Below are 14,969 nucleotides of genomic sequence, written 5' to 3' on the forward strand. Positions count from 1 at the left end.
GAACGCGACGGCGTGGCGCTGACCAACCTCGACCAGCCGTTGTTCGACGGCGCCGACGCGACCAAGGGCGACCTCGTCGACTACCTGGACGCCGTGCGCGACCGCATCGTCCCGGTGCTCGCCGGGCGACCGCTGACCGTCGTGCGGGTGCGCCCCGGGCAGGAGCCGTTCACGCAGAAGAACCTGCCCAAGTACACGCCGGACTGGGTGCGCACCACGACGCTGTGGGCGGAGACGTCCCGGCGGGAGGTCCGGTACGCGGTGTGCGACGACCGCCGCACCCTCCTGTGGTTCGCCAACCAGCGCGCCGTCGAGTACCACGTCACCCTGGGGCCGGCGGGCGCGTTCGACCGGCCCACGCACCTCGTGCTCGACCTCGACCCGCCCGAGGGCGAGGGCTTCGGCGCCGTGGTCGCCGCCGCCGACCTGGTGCGCCGCGCGCTGGCCGACGCAGGGCTCACCGGCGTGGTGAAGACCAGCGGCTCCAAGGGGGTGCACGTCTTCGTGCCGGTCGACGGCACGGACGACGACGCGGCCGCCGCGACCCGCGCCCTGGCCGTGCGCGCCGAGCGCCTCGACCCCGGCGTCGCCACGACGGCGTTCATCAAGGAGGACCGACACGGCAAGGTGTTCCTCGACTCGACCCGCGCCCACGGCGCCACCGTGGCCGCCGCCTACAGCCCGCGCGTGCGGCCCGGCGCGACCGTGTCGTTCCCGGTCGCGTGGGACGACCTGGCCTCGGTCTCCCCCGCCGACTTCACCGTGCGGACGGCCGCGGCCCTGCTGGGCGACGGCGACCCGTGGCACGACCGGATGCCCGCGCCGCAGCGGCTGCCCGACGACCTCGTGGCCGAGGGGCACACCATCCCGGTGGCCCGGGTGCAGGCCATGCACGAGGGCAAGCGCCGCGCGGCCCGCGCCCGCGCGGAGGGCGGCCGGTAGCCGGGTGCGGCCGGTAGCCGGGTGCGGCCGGTAGCCGGCGGGTGCGGCCGAACGCGCCACGACGAAAGTCGCTACCGCCGCGACCCGCCGGCCCCCACGCTTCTCCGTGGCCATCCCTACACCCTGCGGAGGAAGCCATGTCCCTGAAGCGGACGACCCCGTTGGCGGGTGCGTTACTGCTCGCCGCGACCCTGCTGAGCCCACCCTCGGCGACGGCGCAGGCACCTGCCCTGGCGGCGCCGGACATCCCGTTGGCCAACGTGCAGGCGCACCTCAACGACCTGCAGACCATCGCCACGAACAACGGCGGCAACCGGGCGCACGGCCGGCCCGGGTACCTGGCGTCGGTCAACCACCTCAAGGCCAAGCTCGACGCGGCCGGCTACACCACGTCCGTCCAGCAGTTCACCAGCAGCGGTGCGACCGGGTACAACCTGATCGCCGACTGGCCGGGCGGCGACCCGGACGACGTGCTGATGCTCGGCGGCCACCTGGACAGCGTCAGCGCCGGTCCGGGCATCAACGACAACGGCTCCGGCTCGGCCGGCCTGCTGGAGGTCGCGCTGACCGTGTCGCGGCAGGCGTTCGCGCCGCGGAAGCACGTCCGGTTCGGCTGGTGGGGCGCGGAGGAGCTGGGCCTGGTCGGCTCCACCCACTACGTCAACAACCTGCCGACCGCCGAGCGGTCGAGGATCAAGGCGTACCTGAACTTCGACATGATCGGGTCCCCGAACCCCGGTTACTTCGTCTACAGCGCCTCCGGCCAGCCGACCGGGTCGCTGGCGCTCCAGCAGACGCTCCAGGCGGCGTTCACCGTGCCGACCGAGCTGACCTCGGTCGGCGGGCGGTCCGACCACGCGGCGTTCGCGCGGGCGGGCATCCCGATCGGCGGCCTGTTCACCGGGGCCGAGGTGACCAAGACGGCGGCGCAGGCGCAGAAGTGGGGCGGTTCGTCGGGCGTCGCGTTCGACCGCTGCTACCACCGGTCGTGCGACACGCTGACCAACATCGACGCCACCGCGCTGGACCGCAACAGCGACGCCATCGCGTACGCGCTGTGGACGCTGGCCGGCACGGGCGGCGGCAACCCGCCGGGGCCGCGGTTCGAGAACGCGACGGACTTCGCGATCCCGGACCTGGGCACGGTGGAGAGCCCGATCACGGTGTCCGGGGTGGCGGGCAACGCGCCGGCCGCGCTGGCGGTGGGCGTGGACATCACCCACACCTACCGGGGTGACCTGGTGATCGACCTGGTCGCGCCGGACGGCACGGCGTTCCGGGTGAAGGGCTCCAGCGGCGACAGCGGGGACGACCTGGTCACCACCTACACCGTCGACGCCTCCGCCGAGGTCGCGAACGGCACGTGGAAGCTCCGCGTGCGGGACGCGGCGTCGGCGGACGTCGGGCGCGTCAACGGCTGGTCGCTCCAGTTCTGACCCACCCGCTCCCCGGCGGACGGGGCACCGGACCTCACGGCCCGGTGCCCCGTTCGCGGTCGGGGCGCGGTCAGGGTCCGGTCACCCCTGGGTGGCGGCCTCGTCCATCCACATGACCTCCCAGTGGTGGCCGTCGAGGTCGAAGAAGCTGCGGCCGTACATGAAGCCGTGGTCCTGCGGGTCCTTGACCTGCGCGCCACCGGCGGCCAGCGCCTTGTCGGCGATCTCGTCGACCCGTTCGCGGCTCTCCACGCCCAGGGTCAGGATCGCCTCGGTGGTCGTGGCGCTGTCCGCGATCCGCTTGTGGGTGAACGTCGTGAAGTACCCCTCGGTGAGCAGCATCGCGTAGACGCTGTCGCCGAACACGACGCAGGTGGCGTTCTCGTTGGTGAACTGCGGGTTGTGCGCGAACCCGAGGGCGGCGAAGAACCCGATCGACTTCTCCAGGTCGCTCACCGGCAGGTTGACGAAGATCTTGACGGACATGACTCCCCCACGTGACTGCGGACGGACACTTGTGTGTCTTCGGGACACTTGTGTATCCGCCAGACACCGCGTGTACGGTAGACACAGTCCGACGAGGGGTGCAACCCCCGATCCTGGAGCGGTGGGCGATGACCGACGACGACCTGGGCGCGGACCTGCTGTGGGGCACGCGCGACAAACCCGCACGCCCGACCAGGCCCGCGCTGACGGTCGACCGGATCGCCGCCGCGGCCATCGGGCTGGCCGACGCCGAGGGCATGGGCGCGGTGTCCATGCAGCAGGTGGCCGCACGGCTGGACGTCACGAAGATGGCGCTCTACCGGCACGTGGCGAACAAGGCCGAGCTGGTGGCGGTGATGGTCGAGTCCGCCGTGGGCGAACCGCCCGACCTGAGCGGCGTGCCCGGCGGCTGGCGCGCGCGCCTGGTGCGCTGGGCCGACCTGATGCGGGAGGCGTGGCGGCGGCACCCGTGGCTGCCCGCCGTCACGGCGGGAGACCGCCGCAGCGGCCCGCGCGAGGTCGGCTGGACCGAGTCGGCGGTGGCCGCGCTGGAGGGCACCGGCCTGTCCGGCGGCGAGCGCATGGACGCGGTCTTCCTGCTCAGCGGCCACATCCGCAACACGCAGTCCTCGGCGACCGCCGGCACCCAGCCGTGGACGAGCGACCGGCACCTGCGCGCGGTCCTGCGCGAGCACGGCGACCGCTTCCCCGCGCTGCACGAGGCGGCCCGGTCGAGCGGCGGTTCGGCGCACGACAACGGCTGGCGGTTCGGCCTGGACCGCATCCTCGACGGGCTGGCGGTCCTGATCGACTCCCGGGCCACCGGCCCGGGGACCAGTCCGGCGGGCTAGACCTCGACGGTCCCGGTGATCGCCCGCCGCACCGCGCCACCGACCCACAGCGTGTCGCCGTCCTGCGCGACGTGGACGCGCGCCGCGCGGCCGACGGCCGTGCCCTGGGCGGCCACGTAGGACGGCGGGGCCACCCCCTCGTCGAGGAGCCAGCGCGCGAGGCCCGCGTTGAGGCTGCCGGTGGCCGGGTCCTCGGGCACGGCGCCGTCACCGGGCAGGAAGGCGCGGACCTCGAAATCGGCGTCCGCGCCGGCCGGGTGGGGGCCGACGACGCCGATGTCGAGGCCGGCCAGGTCCGTCGGGTCGACGCGGAGGGAGAGGACGCGGGCCGCGTCGGCGAGCCGGACGCCGATCCACTGCGGGCCGTTGACGAGCCAGGAGCAGCCCAGGACCTCGGCGCGGTCCAGGCCGAGCCCGGCGGCGACCCGGGCGACCAGCGGTTCCCCCACCGGTTCGTAGCGGGTCAGGGGTGGCGCGGCGAACGCCAGCCGGTCGCCGTCGACGCGGACCGGCACGAGACCGGCCGCGCACTCCTGGACGACCACGCCGGGGGTGGCCGAGTTGCCGCCGGCGGCCAGCCACGCGTACGCGGAGCCGAGGGTGGGGTGCCCGGCGAACGGCAGCTCGCCGCTCGTGGTGAAGATCCGCACGCGGTAGTCCGCGCCGGGCGCGGTCGGCGCGAGCAGGAACGTCGTCTCGGACAGGTTCGTCCACGCCGCGAAGCGGCGCATGGCCTCGTCGGTGAGGTCGTCCGCCCCGTGCACGACCGCGAGCGGGTTGCCCGCGTACGCGGCGGAGCCGAAGACGTCGACCTGGTGGAACGGGTGCGTGCCCATGACCGGCCACGCTACTCCTTATGCAACTGGTTGCACTGCACCCCGTTGCAGGGTTACCGTCCGGTACATGGCGTTGGAGCACGCGATCCTGGTCTCGCTCGACGAGCGCTCCGGCTCGGGCTACGAGCTGGCCCGCCGCTTCGACCGGTCCATCGGCTACTTCTGGGCCGCCACCCACCAGCAGATCTACCGCACGCTCAAGCGGATGGTGGACCTCGGCTGGGTGGCGGTGGACGAGGTCGCCCAGGACGGCCGCCCGGACAAGAAGGTCTACGACATCACCGACGCGGGCCACGGCGAGCTGCGGCGGTGGGTGGCGGAGCCGGGCGAGCCCGCGACGTTCCGGCACGACCTGTCGGTCAAGGTGCGCGGCGCGTCGCTGGGTGACGTGGCCGCGCTCGCCGACGAGGTGGCGCGGCACCGCCACCTGCACGCGGAACGGCTCGACGCCTACCGCGCCATCGAGAAGAAGGACTTCCCCGACCCGGCCGCCCTGTCCGGGCGGCGGCTGCACCAGTACCTGGTCCTGCGCGGCGGCGTGCGGGCCGAGCAGGGGCTGGTCGAGTGGTGCGACGAGGTGCTCACCGCGCTGCACGCCGACCGGACCCGCGCCGACGAACCGCGAGAGGACGACCGGCGATGACCGAGTACCCGACCCTGCTGTCGCCACTGGACCTGGGCTTCACGACGCTGCCCAACCGGGTGATCATGGGTTCGATGCACACCGGCAACGAGGACCGCGCCAAGGACTTCGACGCGCTCGCCGCCTACTTCGCCGAACGGGCGCGCGGCGGCGTCGGGCTGATGGTGACCGGCGGCTTCGCGCCGAACCGGGTGGGCTCGCTCTACCCGTTCGCCTCCAAGCTCACCACGCGCGGCGAGGCCCGGAACCACCGCGCGATCACGCAGGCCGTGCACGAGAACGGCGGGAAGATCGCCCTCCAGCTGCTGCACGCGGGCCGCTACGCCTACCACCCGTTCAGCGTGTCCGCGTCCGCGGTCAAGGCGCCGATCTCGAAGTTCCGGCCCCGCGCGCTGGGCGACCGGGGCGTGCGGCGCCAGGTCGACGCGTTCGCCCGCGCCACCGCCCTGGCGCGCGAGGCCGGGTACGACGGCATCGAGGTCATGGGCTCCGAGGGCTACTTCATCAACCAGTTCCTCGCGCCCCGCACCAACAAGCGCACCGACCGGTGGGGCGGCACGCCGGAGAACCGCCGCCGCGTCGCCGTGGAGGTCGTGCGCCGCTGCCGCGAGGCCGCCGGGCCCGATTTCGTCATCGTCTACCGGCTGTCCCTGCTCGACCTCGTCGAGGACGGGCAGACCTGGGACGAGGTGGTCGCGCTCGGGCAGGAGGTCGAGGCGGCGGGCGCGACGATCATCAACACCGGCATCGGCTGGCACGAGGCCCGCGTGCCGACCATCGTCACGTCCGTGCCGCGCGCCGCGTTCGCTGGCGTCACCGCGCGGCTCAGGCCGCACGTCGGCGTCCCCGTCGTCACGTCCAACCGGATCAACATGCCGCAGGTCGCCGAGGAGGTCCTGGCGCGCGGCGACGCCGACCTGGTGTCGATGGCGCGACCGTTCCTGGCCGACCCGGACTGGGTGCGCAAGGCCGCCGAGGGGCGCGCGGACGAGATCAACACCTGCATCGCGTGCAACCAGGCGTGCCTGGACCACACCTTCTCGCTGAAGAAGGCCACCTGCCTGGTCAACCCGCGCGCGGGCAACGAGACCACGCTCGTGCTGTCCCCGGCGCGGCGGGTGAAGCGGGTCGCGGTGGTGGGCGCGGGTCCGGCGGGCCTGGCCGCGGCCACGTCGCTGGCCGAGCGCGGGCACGCGGTGGAGCTGTTCGAGGCCGAGGACGACATCGGCGGCCAGTTCGCCATCGCCCGGCGCATCCCCGGCAAGGAGGAGTTCGCCGAGACGATCCGCTACTACCGGCGGCGCGTCGAGCTGACCGGGGTGAAGCTGCACCTGGGCCGGCGCGCCACCGCCGACGACCTGACCGGCTTCGACGAGGTCGTGCTCGCCACCGGCGTCGCGCCGCGCGTGCCGGCGATCCCCGGCGTCGAGCGGGCGCTGTCCTACGTGGACGTCGTGCGGCACGGCGCCGAGGTCGGCCCCCGGGTCGCGGTGATCGGCGCGGGCGGCATCGGCGTCGACGTGAGCGAGTTCCTCACCCACACCCCGGTGGACCTGGACGGGTGGCGCGCCGAGTGGGGCGTCGCCGACCCGGCCGAGCACCGGGGCGGGGTCACCGCGCCCGTGCCCGCGCCGCCCGCGCGGCAGGTGCACCTGTTGCAGCGCAAGACCTCCCGCATCGGCAAGGGCCTGGGCCGGACGACGGGCTGGGTGCACCGCGCGGCGCTGAGGGCCAAGGGCGTGGAGGAGCTGACCGGCGTCAACTACGAGCGCATCGACGACGAGGGCCTGCACATCACGTTCGGGCCGGACCGGCGCGACCCGCGCGTGCTGGCGGTGGACACCGTCGTGCTGTGCGCGGGCCAGGAGCCGGTGCGCGACCTGGTCGACGACCTCGCCGCGCGCGGGGTCGTCACGCACGTCATCGGCGGCGCGGACGTCGCCGCGGAACTGGACGCGAAGCGCGCCATCGACCAGGGCACGCGTCTCGCGGCCACCGTCTGATGAGGAGAACCGTGAACGCGGAGAGGGAAACCGTGAACGCCGCACTGGAGTTCAAGGCGCGCGTCGAGTCGGGCGACGTCGTCGGCGCCACCGAGCTGTTCGCCGACGACGTCGTGCTGCACAGCCCGGTGAAGTTCCGGCCGTTCGAGGGGATCGACGCGGTGCGCGCGCTGTTCCGCGTGCTCCAGCGCACCTTCGTGGACTTCCGCTATGTCGGGCAGTACGACGGGCCGACCGGCCACGTCCTGCACTTCCGCACCCTCGTGGAGGGCAAGCAGGTCGAGGGGATCGACCTGCTCGAACTCGACGACGCGGGCCGGATCGGCGCGATCACCGTGATGATCCGGCCGCAGTCCGCCCTGACCGCCGTGGGCCGGGCGATCCTGGCGGGCCTCGTGGCCGACGGCGTGGTGCCGCGGGAGGAGGTCGACGGGGGGACGGGCGCGCAGGACCCGGACCCGCGCTGACCGCGTCCCGTGCGCTATCGTGCAGCGTCGGCGGGTGTTCAGCAGCGCAGCATCCCGAGCGGCAACCGGCTCCCGCCGCGCCGGTCCCGCGGGGGCCCCGTTCGCGAGGGGGTGCACCGATGACGGGCGACCAGAGCGCTTTCCTCCGACTCGCCTCGGGTCTTGCCGAGATGTCCCGCCTGCTGGACGAGGAGGACTACGAGGCGACCGCGCACCGGTTCGTCCAGCACCTGGTCCACGCCGTCCCGGGGTGCGACCTCGCGTTCATCGCGGTCAGCCGCGAGGACGGGGTGGAACTCGTCACGTCGACCGGCCGTCCGCTCGACGCGGCCGACCGCGACGACGCCGAGCACCACGGCCCGGTCGCCGAGGTGCTGCGGTACGGGGAACCGCGCCGCCTGGAGGACACCCGGGAGGACCGGCGCTGGCCGCTGTTCGCCTCCCGGCTCGCGCTCAACGGCTTCCGCAGCTGCCTGGTGCTGCCCGTGCCCACCGAGCGCTCCCCCGCCGCGGCCGTCGCCCTGCTGTCCCGCGCGCCGCACCGGTTCGACGACCACGCCTACGACCTCGTCCTGCTGGTCACCCTCCACACCGGGATCGTGCTCGACAACATCCAGGTCCTGCACCACAGCAAGCAGATGATCGGGCACCTGACCACCGCGCTGGGCACCCGGCACACCATCGGCCTGGCCCAGGGCCTGCTGATGCACCACTTCTCCCACGACACCGCCACGAGCTTCGCGCTGCTGCGCCGGGCGTCCCAGCACGCCAACCGCAAGCTGCGCGACGTGGCCGCCGAGCTGGTGTCCGCGCACGAGCGCGGCGAACTGCACGACGCGCTGGCGCGGCACCGCATCGACCCCGCGCCCCGGTACTCCGGGTGAGCCGGTGCGCCCGATAACCCTTCGCCCGCACGGCGCGCACGCTTTACCGTCGGCCGGATGGACCCGACCGACCTCGCCGTCCCGCACACCCTGGCCCACCTCGCGCCGCTGCTGCCGTCGTCCCCCGCCCGCGTCCTCGAAGCCGGTTGCGGTCGCGGCGCGCTCGCCGCCGCCCTGGCCGGGCTGGGCCACGACGTCACCGGCGTGGACCGCGACGCCGAGGCGGTCCACGCCGCCCGGGAACGCGGGGTGCGCGTCGTCCACGCCGACGTCCGCGAGGTCTCCGGCGAGTACGACGTCGTGCTGTTCACCCGGTCCCTGCACCACGCCGACGACCTGGACGAGGTGCTGGGCCACGCCGCCGCCCTGCTCGCCCCCGGCGGGCACCTCGTCGTCGAGGAGTTCGCCTGGGAGCGGGTGGACCGGGCCGCCGCCCACTTCCTGCACGACCACCGCGCGGTGCTGGTCTCCGCCGGGCTCCTGGACGCCCCGACGCCCACCGGCGACCTGCTCGACGCCTGGGTCGCCGACCACGACTCCCTGCACCGGGGCTCGGCCGTGCTGGACGCGCTGGGCCGCGTGGGGCCCGAACCGGTCACCGCCGGCACGCCCGTCCTGTGGCGCCTGGTCAACGGGCGCGGCGGCACCTGGACCGGGTCCGACCGCACCCCCGCCGTCCTGGGGGCGCTCCGGGTGGCCGAGGAGCGCGGCATCGCCGCCGGACTGCTCCCCGCGGTGGGCGTGGTGGCGTCCGTTCGCCCCTGACGGGACGTCTCGACTGGACCACCACCGCAACAGCCGTTGATCCCGGCGGCGTTTTCCGTAGCGTCGGGGGACGGGCGGTAGCCCACGACTGGAAGGAAGGCCCATGGCCGGAACACCCCGGTTCCCCTCCGCCGCCGCCGCGCTCGCGGCCGTCGCGGCCCTCGTCACGGCGTCCGCCTGCGCCGCGCCCACGACCGCGCCGCGGGCCGGGTCCGGCGTCACCGCCGCGGCGGCGGTGCGCGTGATGCCGCTCGGCGACTCGATCACGGACGGCTTCAACGTGCCCGGCGGGTACCGCGTCGACCTGTGGCAGAAGTTCGTCGCCGGCGGCTACTCGATCGACTTCGTCGGCTCGTCCTCCAACGGTCCGGGCAACCTCGGCGACCGCGACCACGAGGGGCACTCCGGCTGGACCATCGCGCAGGTCGACGCCAACGTCGTCGCCTGGCTGCGCACCCACACCCCGCGCACGGTCCTGCTGCACATCGGCACCAACGACATCTACGGGAGCGACCCGGCCGGCGCGCCGAACCGACTGTCGGCGTTGATCGACAAGATCACCACCCAGTCGCCGGACGCGGTGCTGCTCGTCGCCACGATCACGCCGCTGTCCTCCTACGACGACCGGGTGCGCACGTTCAACGCCGCCGTACCCGGCATCGTGCGCGCCAAGGCCGACGCGGGCCGCAAGGTGCACCTGGTCGACATGTACCGCGCGCTGACCACCGCCGACCTGGCCGACGGCGTGCACCCCAACGCGGGCGGCTACAGCAAGATGGCCACGGCCTGGTACGACGCCCTGCGCTCGATCCCGGGCAGCATCGACGACGGCGGCTCCCCGCCCACGACGACGACCACCACGACCACCACCACGGCTCCCCCGTCGGGTGCGTGCACGGCCTCGTACCGCACCGTCGGCACCTGGCAGGGCGGCTTCCAGGCCGAGGTCGCGGTGACCGCGGGCGCGTCGCCGATCACCGGCTGGACGGTGAGCTGGGCGCTGGCCCCCGGTCAGGGGATCGACCAGGTGTGGGGCGGGGTGTCGACCACCAGCGGTTCGGCGGCGGCGGTGCGCAACGCACCGTGGAACGGTTCCCTGACGGCCCGCGCCTCGGCGACGTTCGGCCTCCTCGGCCGCGGCACCGCGTCGACGCCGTCCCTGGCCTGCGCGAGCCCCTGAGCGGTTCGCCCCCGTGGCGCGGTCGACCCGGGTGGTCGCCGCGAGGGCCGACCCGCTGCGACCGCGAGGGCCGACCCGGTGCGACCGCGCGCCGGCACGCCCTAGGCTGCGCCGGGTGGACTTCTTCACCCCGCCCGACTCCCGGGCCGCCGCCGCGGCGCTGGAGGTCGTCCAGGAGCACGGTGAGCCCTGGCTGCTGAACCACTCGTTGCGCGCCTACTCGTGGGCCACCGCGCACGCCGCCCGGGAGGACGTCGCGCACGACGGTGAGCTGCTGTACGTGGCGGCGCTGCTGCACGACCTGGGCCTGGCCGCGCCGTTCGACAGCCACACCCTGCCGTTCGAGGAGGCGGGCGCGCGGGTGGCCCGCGTCTTCGCCGCCGGCGCGGGGTGGGGTCGGGTCCGGCGGGACCGGCTGGCCGAGGTGATCGTGCTGCACATGCGCGACGACGTGCCCGCCGAGGACGACCCGGAGGCCCACCTGCTCCAGGTCGCGGTGAGCGCCGACGTGTCGGGGCGCGGCCTGGACCGGTTCGCGCCGGGGTTCCGGGCCGAGGTGCTGGACCGCTACCCGCGACTGGGGTTCGCGGAGGCGTTCCTGAAGCGGGTGCACGACCAGGCCGAGCGGAAACCGGGGTGCGCGGCGGCGGAACTGGTGGCGACCGGCTGGGCCGACCGCGTCGCCGGCAACCCGCTGGACCTGCCCTGACCTCGCGGTCGGGGCAGGTCCGGCGGCACGGTCACCGCAGGCCGTAGGCCCGGATGATCGTCTGGTCGACCGAGTTGCCCCGGTCGTCGCGGGCCTGCGCCTTGAGCGAGACGAACCCCGCCCCGACCGGGTGCCTGACCGCGGCGATCCACCGCTCACCCAGCTTGACCAGCGGCACCGGCTTCCACGTGGCACCGTCGTCGTAGGACACCTGCACGGCGGTGCGCACCCCGGCGGACCCGGTGGCGCCGTTGCGCTGCACGTACACCGGGAACGTGAACGGCCGCCCGGCCGCCGCCCGGTTCCGCTGGTCGAGCGCGGGCGCGAACCGCACGGCCAGCAGCGGCAGCGGCTCCGGCTCCTCCCCCGCCGCGGTGTCGGAGGTGAACGACCAGTCGGCGGTCACGCGCGTGGACAGCTCGGCCACGGCGGACCGCTCGGCCTCGGTGCGCAGCGCGAAAACTCCCCGCCCGGCGGGCACGGCACCGTAGACCGACCCGTCGTAGGGCGTCTCGCCGATCAGCACGCCGTCCCGGTGCAGCGTCGTCCTGCCCGTCGTGACCTGCGAGAACCCGAAGTGGTTCGGGTCCTGGTCGGTGAACATCGGCACCGAGACCGAGACCTCGTCGCCGAGCCTGCCCGCCCACTCGTACGACCGGGACCTCATCGGGAACGCCGGCCCGAACACGGCGGTGTTCCACTTGTCGGTGGCCGGCCGGCCCGCGGCGAAGCGCCGCGGTCGCACGGTCGCCTGGTAGTTCTGCGGCGGGAACGCGTCCGGGGCGGGCATCTGGAGGAAGTCGCCGTGCCAGTCGACGCCCGGCGAGTAGTACGCGGTGACGGCCAGCGGCAGCGGACCGCCCGCCATCTGCTCGAAGAACCCGGTCGTACCGGGCGCGGAGGCCGCGGCCGACCTCCTGACCTCCACCAGGTCCCGCCGCTGGAACGCCCGGTCGAGCAGGTCGGGCACGCCGCCGTCGTGCCGCCACCCCACGTGGTACTGGTACGGGCTGCCGACGAACGCGCCCTTGCCGTCGGGCCGGGCGAGCAGTCCCTTCACGCTGAAGCTCGCCGCGCCGGGGGCGGAGGTCCTGGACGGCACGAACCTCAGGTTGTCGAGCAGGAACCCGATGTACCCGGTGCCCGTCTCGCCCCAGGCGGTCGTGAGGTCGAAGAACACCTCGGTCTGCCGGCCGGTCTCGGCGCCGGGCTCGTCCACGCCCAACCCGAGGGGCTTGCCGGCGCGCGCGTCGAACACGACCTCGCCGGGCCCGGACACGATGAACGCGGGCTCGCTGAACTGGGTCAGGTTCCGGGTCGCCGGGTCGTAGATCGTCGCGTCGGCGAAGAACGTGCCCTTGGGCAGGCGGGTGGTGACCCGGCCGGACGGGTCGTGGCCGCGGTACGCCCTGCGGTGGTCCACGTCGACGAACCGGTAGGAGTACTCGGGGGTGGGCGCGCCGGTGTGGTCGAAGAACACCAGGTCGACGTCGTAGCTCTCGACCTCCTTGGTCACGCCGACGGGTGTGCGCAGCGGCGCGGGCGCGCCGGTGGCCACGACGGCACCGCCGTAGCGCCCGTCCGGCCCCTCGACCGACGTCCGGACGCTGACGAGGACCAGGGCCTCGCCGCCGGCCGGCACGGTGACCTCCGACGGCGACAGCTCGACCATGCCCGCGGGCGCCGGGTTGCCGCCCGGGTCGCGCAGGTCGGCGGTCACGTCCAGGGTCACCGGGGCGGTCCCGGTGTTGCGGTAGGCGATCCGCGCCTCGATCGGCGCGTCGTCGCCGTGCGGCCACCGCGTCGTGCCCAGGCTCAGCGACCCGGACAGCGGCACCACGGTCTGCTCGACGGCCGCGGCCACGTCGACCCGGCCCGCGCCCTGCTCGTGGACGGTCAGGTCGGGGTGGGCCCTGGCGCTCGCCATGAGCACGGCCTTCAGCTCCGCCGGGCCCCAGTCGGGGTGCCGGACGGCGAGGATCGCCGCCGCGCCGGCCACGTGCGGCGTCGCCATCGACGTGCCGGACAGCGCGACGTGCGCGTCGCCGACCGGGGTGCCGATGTCGCCGTTCGCCGCCTTCGCCGCGACGATGTCCACGCCCGGCGCGGTGATGTCCGGCTTGATCGCGTCGTCGTACCAGCGCGGTCCGCGCGAGGAGAACGCGGCGAGCCGGTCCTCCCGGTCCACCGCGCCCACGGTGAGCGCCAGCTCCGCCGCCGCCGGGCTGCCGATCGTCTGCTCGGACGGCCCGCTGTTGCCCGCCGCGACCACGAACAGCGCCCCGGTGGTCGAGGTGAGCCGGTCGAGGGCCTGCGACATCGGGTCCGTGCCGTCGGTCGGCATCGAGCTGCCGAGGCTCATGTTGACCACGTCGGCGCCCGCCGCCGCGGCCCACTCCATGCCCGCGATGACGTCGGACTCGCGGCCGCCGCCGTGGTCGCCGAGCACCTTGCCGTTGAGCACCGCGCTGTCCGGTGCCACGCCCCGGTAGGTCCCGGCGCCGGTGATGGTGGCGGCGACGTGCGTGCCGTGGCCGACGCGGTCGTCGGTGTCGGGGCTGTCGCTGAAGTTGCGCGACTCCACGACGGCGCCCGCGAGGTCGGGGTGCGTCGGGTCGACGCCGGTGTCCAGCACCGCGACCCGCGCGCCCAGGCCGGTGTGCCCGGCCTCCCAGGCGCGCGGCGCGCCGACCTGCGGGACGCTGCGGTCGAGCGTGGCCCGGACCGGCCCGTCCAGCCACACCCGCGCGATGCCGGCCGCCCGCGCGCCCGCCCAGAACGCGCCGTCCTTCGGCGCCTCCACCGCGTACCCGCCGACGCTCGGCAGCGGCTGCCCGGCGACCGCCGGGCCGTTCGACGTCACGATCAGCGGCGTGACGCCGGTCGAGCGATCGTCGTAGCCGGCCCGGAGCAGGCCGGTGACGTCGAACAGCCGCCCGTCCAGGCGACCGGACCGCACCTCGCCCAGCACGTCGGTCGGCAGCACGTGCAGGTGGCCGTGCTCGTCGCGGCGCTGGGTGAACGCCACGTCGGCGCGCCCCCTGCCCGGCCGCACCTCGGCGCGGCCGGCGCGGACCGCGACGACGTCGCCGGTCAGCAGCGTGACCGTGCCCTCCACCCCCGATAAGCGCGCGCCTGTCGATCGTTCCCCGGTCCGCTCCGGCGGCTCTCCCGACGCGGTCGGGCCGGTCGCGGCCGTCATCGCGACCGCCGCGACCAGCCCGAGCGCCAGTGGTGCCCTCGTCCTGCGGGACATGTGAACTCCCCCGTCACCGTGGCGGTACCTCACCGACCGCCACTGCCCTCGGTGAGTAAGACACCACAGGGGGACGCCGCGTTGCCCCGGTACTGGCATTACCGGGAAAGCGCTACCCGCTCGGCCCAACCGCGCGGCGGGTCAGGTCACCGGGGTTCCGGTGCCGGTGCCGGCGGCCCGTCCTCGACGTCGACGTCGACCACGCTCACCCGGTCGTCGTCGATGTCCCACAGGCTCATCAGGCTCGTGACCGCGTGCTCGACCCCGGCGCAGCGCTCGTGCGGCAGGCCGGGCGGGAGCGCGATCCGGATCTCCCGGCTCTTCACGGCTTCCATGATCGGCAGTGGCCGGTGGGGGCGGCAATGACACGATCGAGCGCTCTTGGCGGTGCGCCCGCCGCCGGACGGGCGAGCGCCCCACCGGTTCCCCCAGCGCCTTGCGCTGTCCGGCGCACCCCGTCTCGGTCGGGCCGGGACTACGGTCGAATCGATCCAGCGCCACCCCAGGACAT

At 74.5% G+C, this 14,969-nt stretch carries 14 protein-coding genes; 10 read left to right on the forward strand and 4 right to left on the reverse strand.

The genetic code is table 11. The annotated features are described in order from the left end of the window. Positions 1-942: DNA polymerase domain-containing protein (locus ACR807_RS28545; RefSeq protein WP_438924529.1), on the forward strand; the 942-nt coding region annotated here is incomplete at its 5' end. Between the two features lie 137 nt (positions 943-1,079). Beyond that, a complete protein-coding gene (locus ACR807_RS28550) occupies positions 1,080-2,378 on the forward strand; it encodes a M28 family peptidase (protein ID WP_438924530.1) in 1,299 nt (432 codons plus the stop codon). Positions 2,379-2,459: 81 nt separating this feature from the next. On the opposite strand, the gene ACR807_RS28555 is transcribed toward ACR807_RS28550, so the two are convergent. Next, entirely contained in the window at positions 2,460-2,864 is a 405-nt protein-coding gene (locus ACR807_RS28555) for a VOC family protein (protein ID WP_438924531.1), read from the reverse strand. A gap of 98 nt (positions 2,865-2,962) precedes the next feature. Between ACR807_RS28555 and ACR807_RS28560 the strand changes: the two genes are divergently transcribed. Continuing rightward, positions 2,963-3,715 (forward strand): TetR/AcrR family transcriptional regulator, encoded by a 753-nt coding sequence (locus ACR807_RS28560; RefSeq protein ID WP_438924532.1) that lies wholly within the window; start codon positions 2,963-2,965, stop codon positions 3,713-3,715. On the opposite strand, the gene ACR807_RS28565 is transcribed toward ACR807_RS28560, so the two are convergent. Beyond that, positions 3,712-4,551 carry a PhzF family phenazine biosynthesis protein gene (locus tag ACR807_RS28565; RefSeq protein ID WP_438924533.1) on the reverse strand — a complete coding sequence of 280 codons (840 nt, stop codon included), beginning with the start codon at positions 4,549-4,551 and terminating at the stop codon, positions 3,712-3,714. The genes ACR807_RS28560 and ACR807_RS28565 overlap by 4 nt on opposite strands. A 67-nt stretch (positions 4,552-4,618) precedes the next feature. Between ACR807_RS28565 and ACR807_RS28570 the strand changes: the two genes are divergently transcribed. The 7 genes from ACR807_RS28570 (at position 4,619) to ACR807_RS28600 (ending at position 11,202) form a co-directional block, all read left to right on the forward strand. After that, positions 4,619-5,194, forward strand: a complete 576-nt coding sequence (locus ACR807_RS28570) for a PadR family transcriptional regulator (RefSeq protein WP_438924534.1) — start codon at positions 4,619-4,621, stop codon at positions 5,192-5,194. After that, complete coding sequence (locus tag ACR807_RS28575; protein ID WP_438924535.1) at positions 5,191-7,197, forward strand: oxidoreductase; 2,007 nt, start codon at positions 5,191-5,193, stop codon at positions 7,195-7,197. Before ACR807_RS28570 ends, ACR807_RS28575 begins: the two co-directional genes overlap by 4 nt. A gap of 11 nt (positions 7,198-7,208) precedes the next feature. After that, on the forward strand, positions 7,209-7,664 hold the full coding sequence (locus tag ACR807_RS28580) for a nuclear transport factor 2 family protein (RefSeq protein WP_438924536.1): 456 nt from the start codon (positions 7,209-7,211) through the stop codon (positions 7,662-7,664). 119 nt (positions 7,665-7,783) lie between these two features. Further along, the gene (locus ACR807_RS28585) at positions 7,784-8,548 is read left to right on the forward strand and encodes a GAF and ANTAR domain-containing protein (protein WP_438924537.1); all 765 of its coding nucleotides are present in this window, start codon (positions 7,784-7,786) and stop codon (positions 8,546-8,548) included. 57 nt (positions 8,549-8,605) lie between these two features. Continuing rightward, entirely contained in the window at positions 8,606-9,313 is a 708-nt protein-coding gene (locus tag ACR807_RS28590) for a class I SAM-dependent methyltransferase (RefSeq protein ID WP_438924538.1), read from the forward strand. Between the two features lie 103 nt (positions 9,314-9,416). Then, on the forward strand, positions 9,417-10,493 hold the full coding sequence (locus ACR807_RS28595; RefSeq protein WP_438924539.1) for a GDSL-type esterase/lipase family protein: 1,077 nt from the start codon (positions 9,417-9,419) through the stop codon (positions 10,491-10,493). Positions 10,494-10,608: 115 nt separating this feature from the next. After that, the gene (locus ACR807_RS28600) at positions 10,609-11,202 is read left to right on the forward strand and encodes an HD domain-containing protein (protein ID WP_438924540.1); all 594 of its coding nucleotides are present in this window, start codon (positions 10,609-10,611) and stop codon (positions 11,200-11,202) included. Positions 11,203-11,233: 31 nt separating this feature from the next. Here ACR807_RS28600 and ACR807_RS28605 read toward each other — a convergent pair whose 3' ends face one another. Together ACR807_RS28605 and ACR807_RS28610 are read right to left on the reverse strand one after the other, a co-directional pair. Then, entirely contained in the window at positions 11,234-14,458 is a 3,225-nt protein-coding gene (locus ACR807_RS28605) for a S8 family serine peptidase (RefSeq protein WP_438924541.1), read from the reverse strand. Between the two features lie 146 nt (positions 14,459-14,604). Beyond that, a complete protein-coding gene (locus tag ACR807_RS28610) occupies positions 14,605-14,793 on the reverse strand; it encodes a hypothetical protein (protein ID WP_438924542.1) in 189 nt (62 codons plus the stop codon). Positions 14,794-14,969: the final 176 nt, after the last annotated feature.

This window comes from Saccharothrix sabaoui, assembly GCF_051756985.1.
Lineage (GTDB): Bacteria > Actinomycetota > Actinomycetes > Mycobacteriales > Pseudonocardiaceae > Actinosynnema.

Excerpts from the sequence above, each read along its gene's own strand:
- ACR807_RS28550 (WP_438924530.1), top strand. The coding sequence starts at position 1,080 with ATGTCCCTGAAGCGGACGACCCCGTTGGCGGGTGCGTTACTGCTCGCC.
- ACR807_RS28555 (WP_438924531.1), bottom strand. The coding sequence starts at position 2,864 with ATGTCCGTCAAGATCTTCGTCAACCTGCCGGTGAGCGACCTGGAGAAG.
- ACR807_RS28565 (WP_438924533.1), bottom strand. The coding sequence starts at position 4,551 with ATGGGCACGCACCCGTTCCACCAGGTCGACGTCTTCGGCTCCGCCGCG.
- ACR807_RS28570 (WP_438924534.1), top strand. The coding sequence starts at position 4,619 with ATGGCGTTGGAGCACGCGATCCTGGTCTCGCTCGACGAGCGCTCCGGC.
- ACR807_RS28575 (WP_438924535.1), top strand. The coding sequence starts at position 5,191 with ATGACCGAGTACCCGACCCTGCTGTCGCCACTGGACCTGGGCTTCACG.
- ACR807_RS28585 (WP_438924537.1), top strand. The coding sequence starts at position 7,784 with ATGACGGGCGACCAGAGCGCTTTCCTCCGACTCGCCTCGGGTCTTGCC.
- ACR807_RS28590 (WP_438924538.1), top strand. The coding sequence starts at position 8,606 with ATGGACCCGACCGACCTCGCCGTCCCGCACACCCTGGCCCACCTCGCG.
- ACR807_RS28595 (WP_438924539.1), top strand. The coding sequence starts at position 9,417 with ATGGCCGGAACACCCCGGTTCCCCTCCGCCGCCGCCGCGCTCGCGGCC.
- ACR807_RS28605 (WP_438924541.1), bottom strand. The coding sequence starts at position 14,458 with ATGTCCCGCAGGACGAGGGCACCACTGGCGCTCGGGCTGGTCGCGGCG.
- ACR807_RS28610 (WP_438924542.1), bottom strand. The coding sequence starts at position 14,793 with ATGGAAGCCGTGAAGAGCCGGGAGATCCGGATCGCGCTCCCGCCCGGC.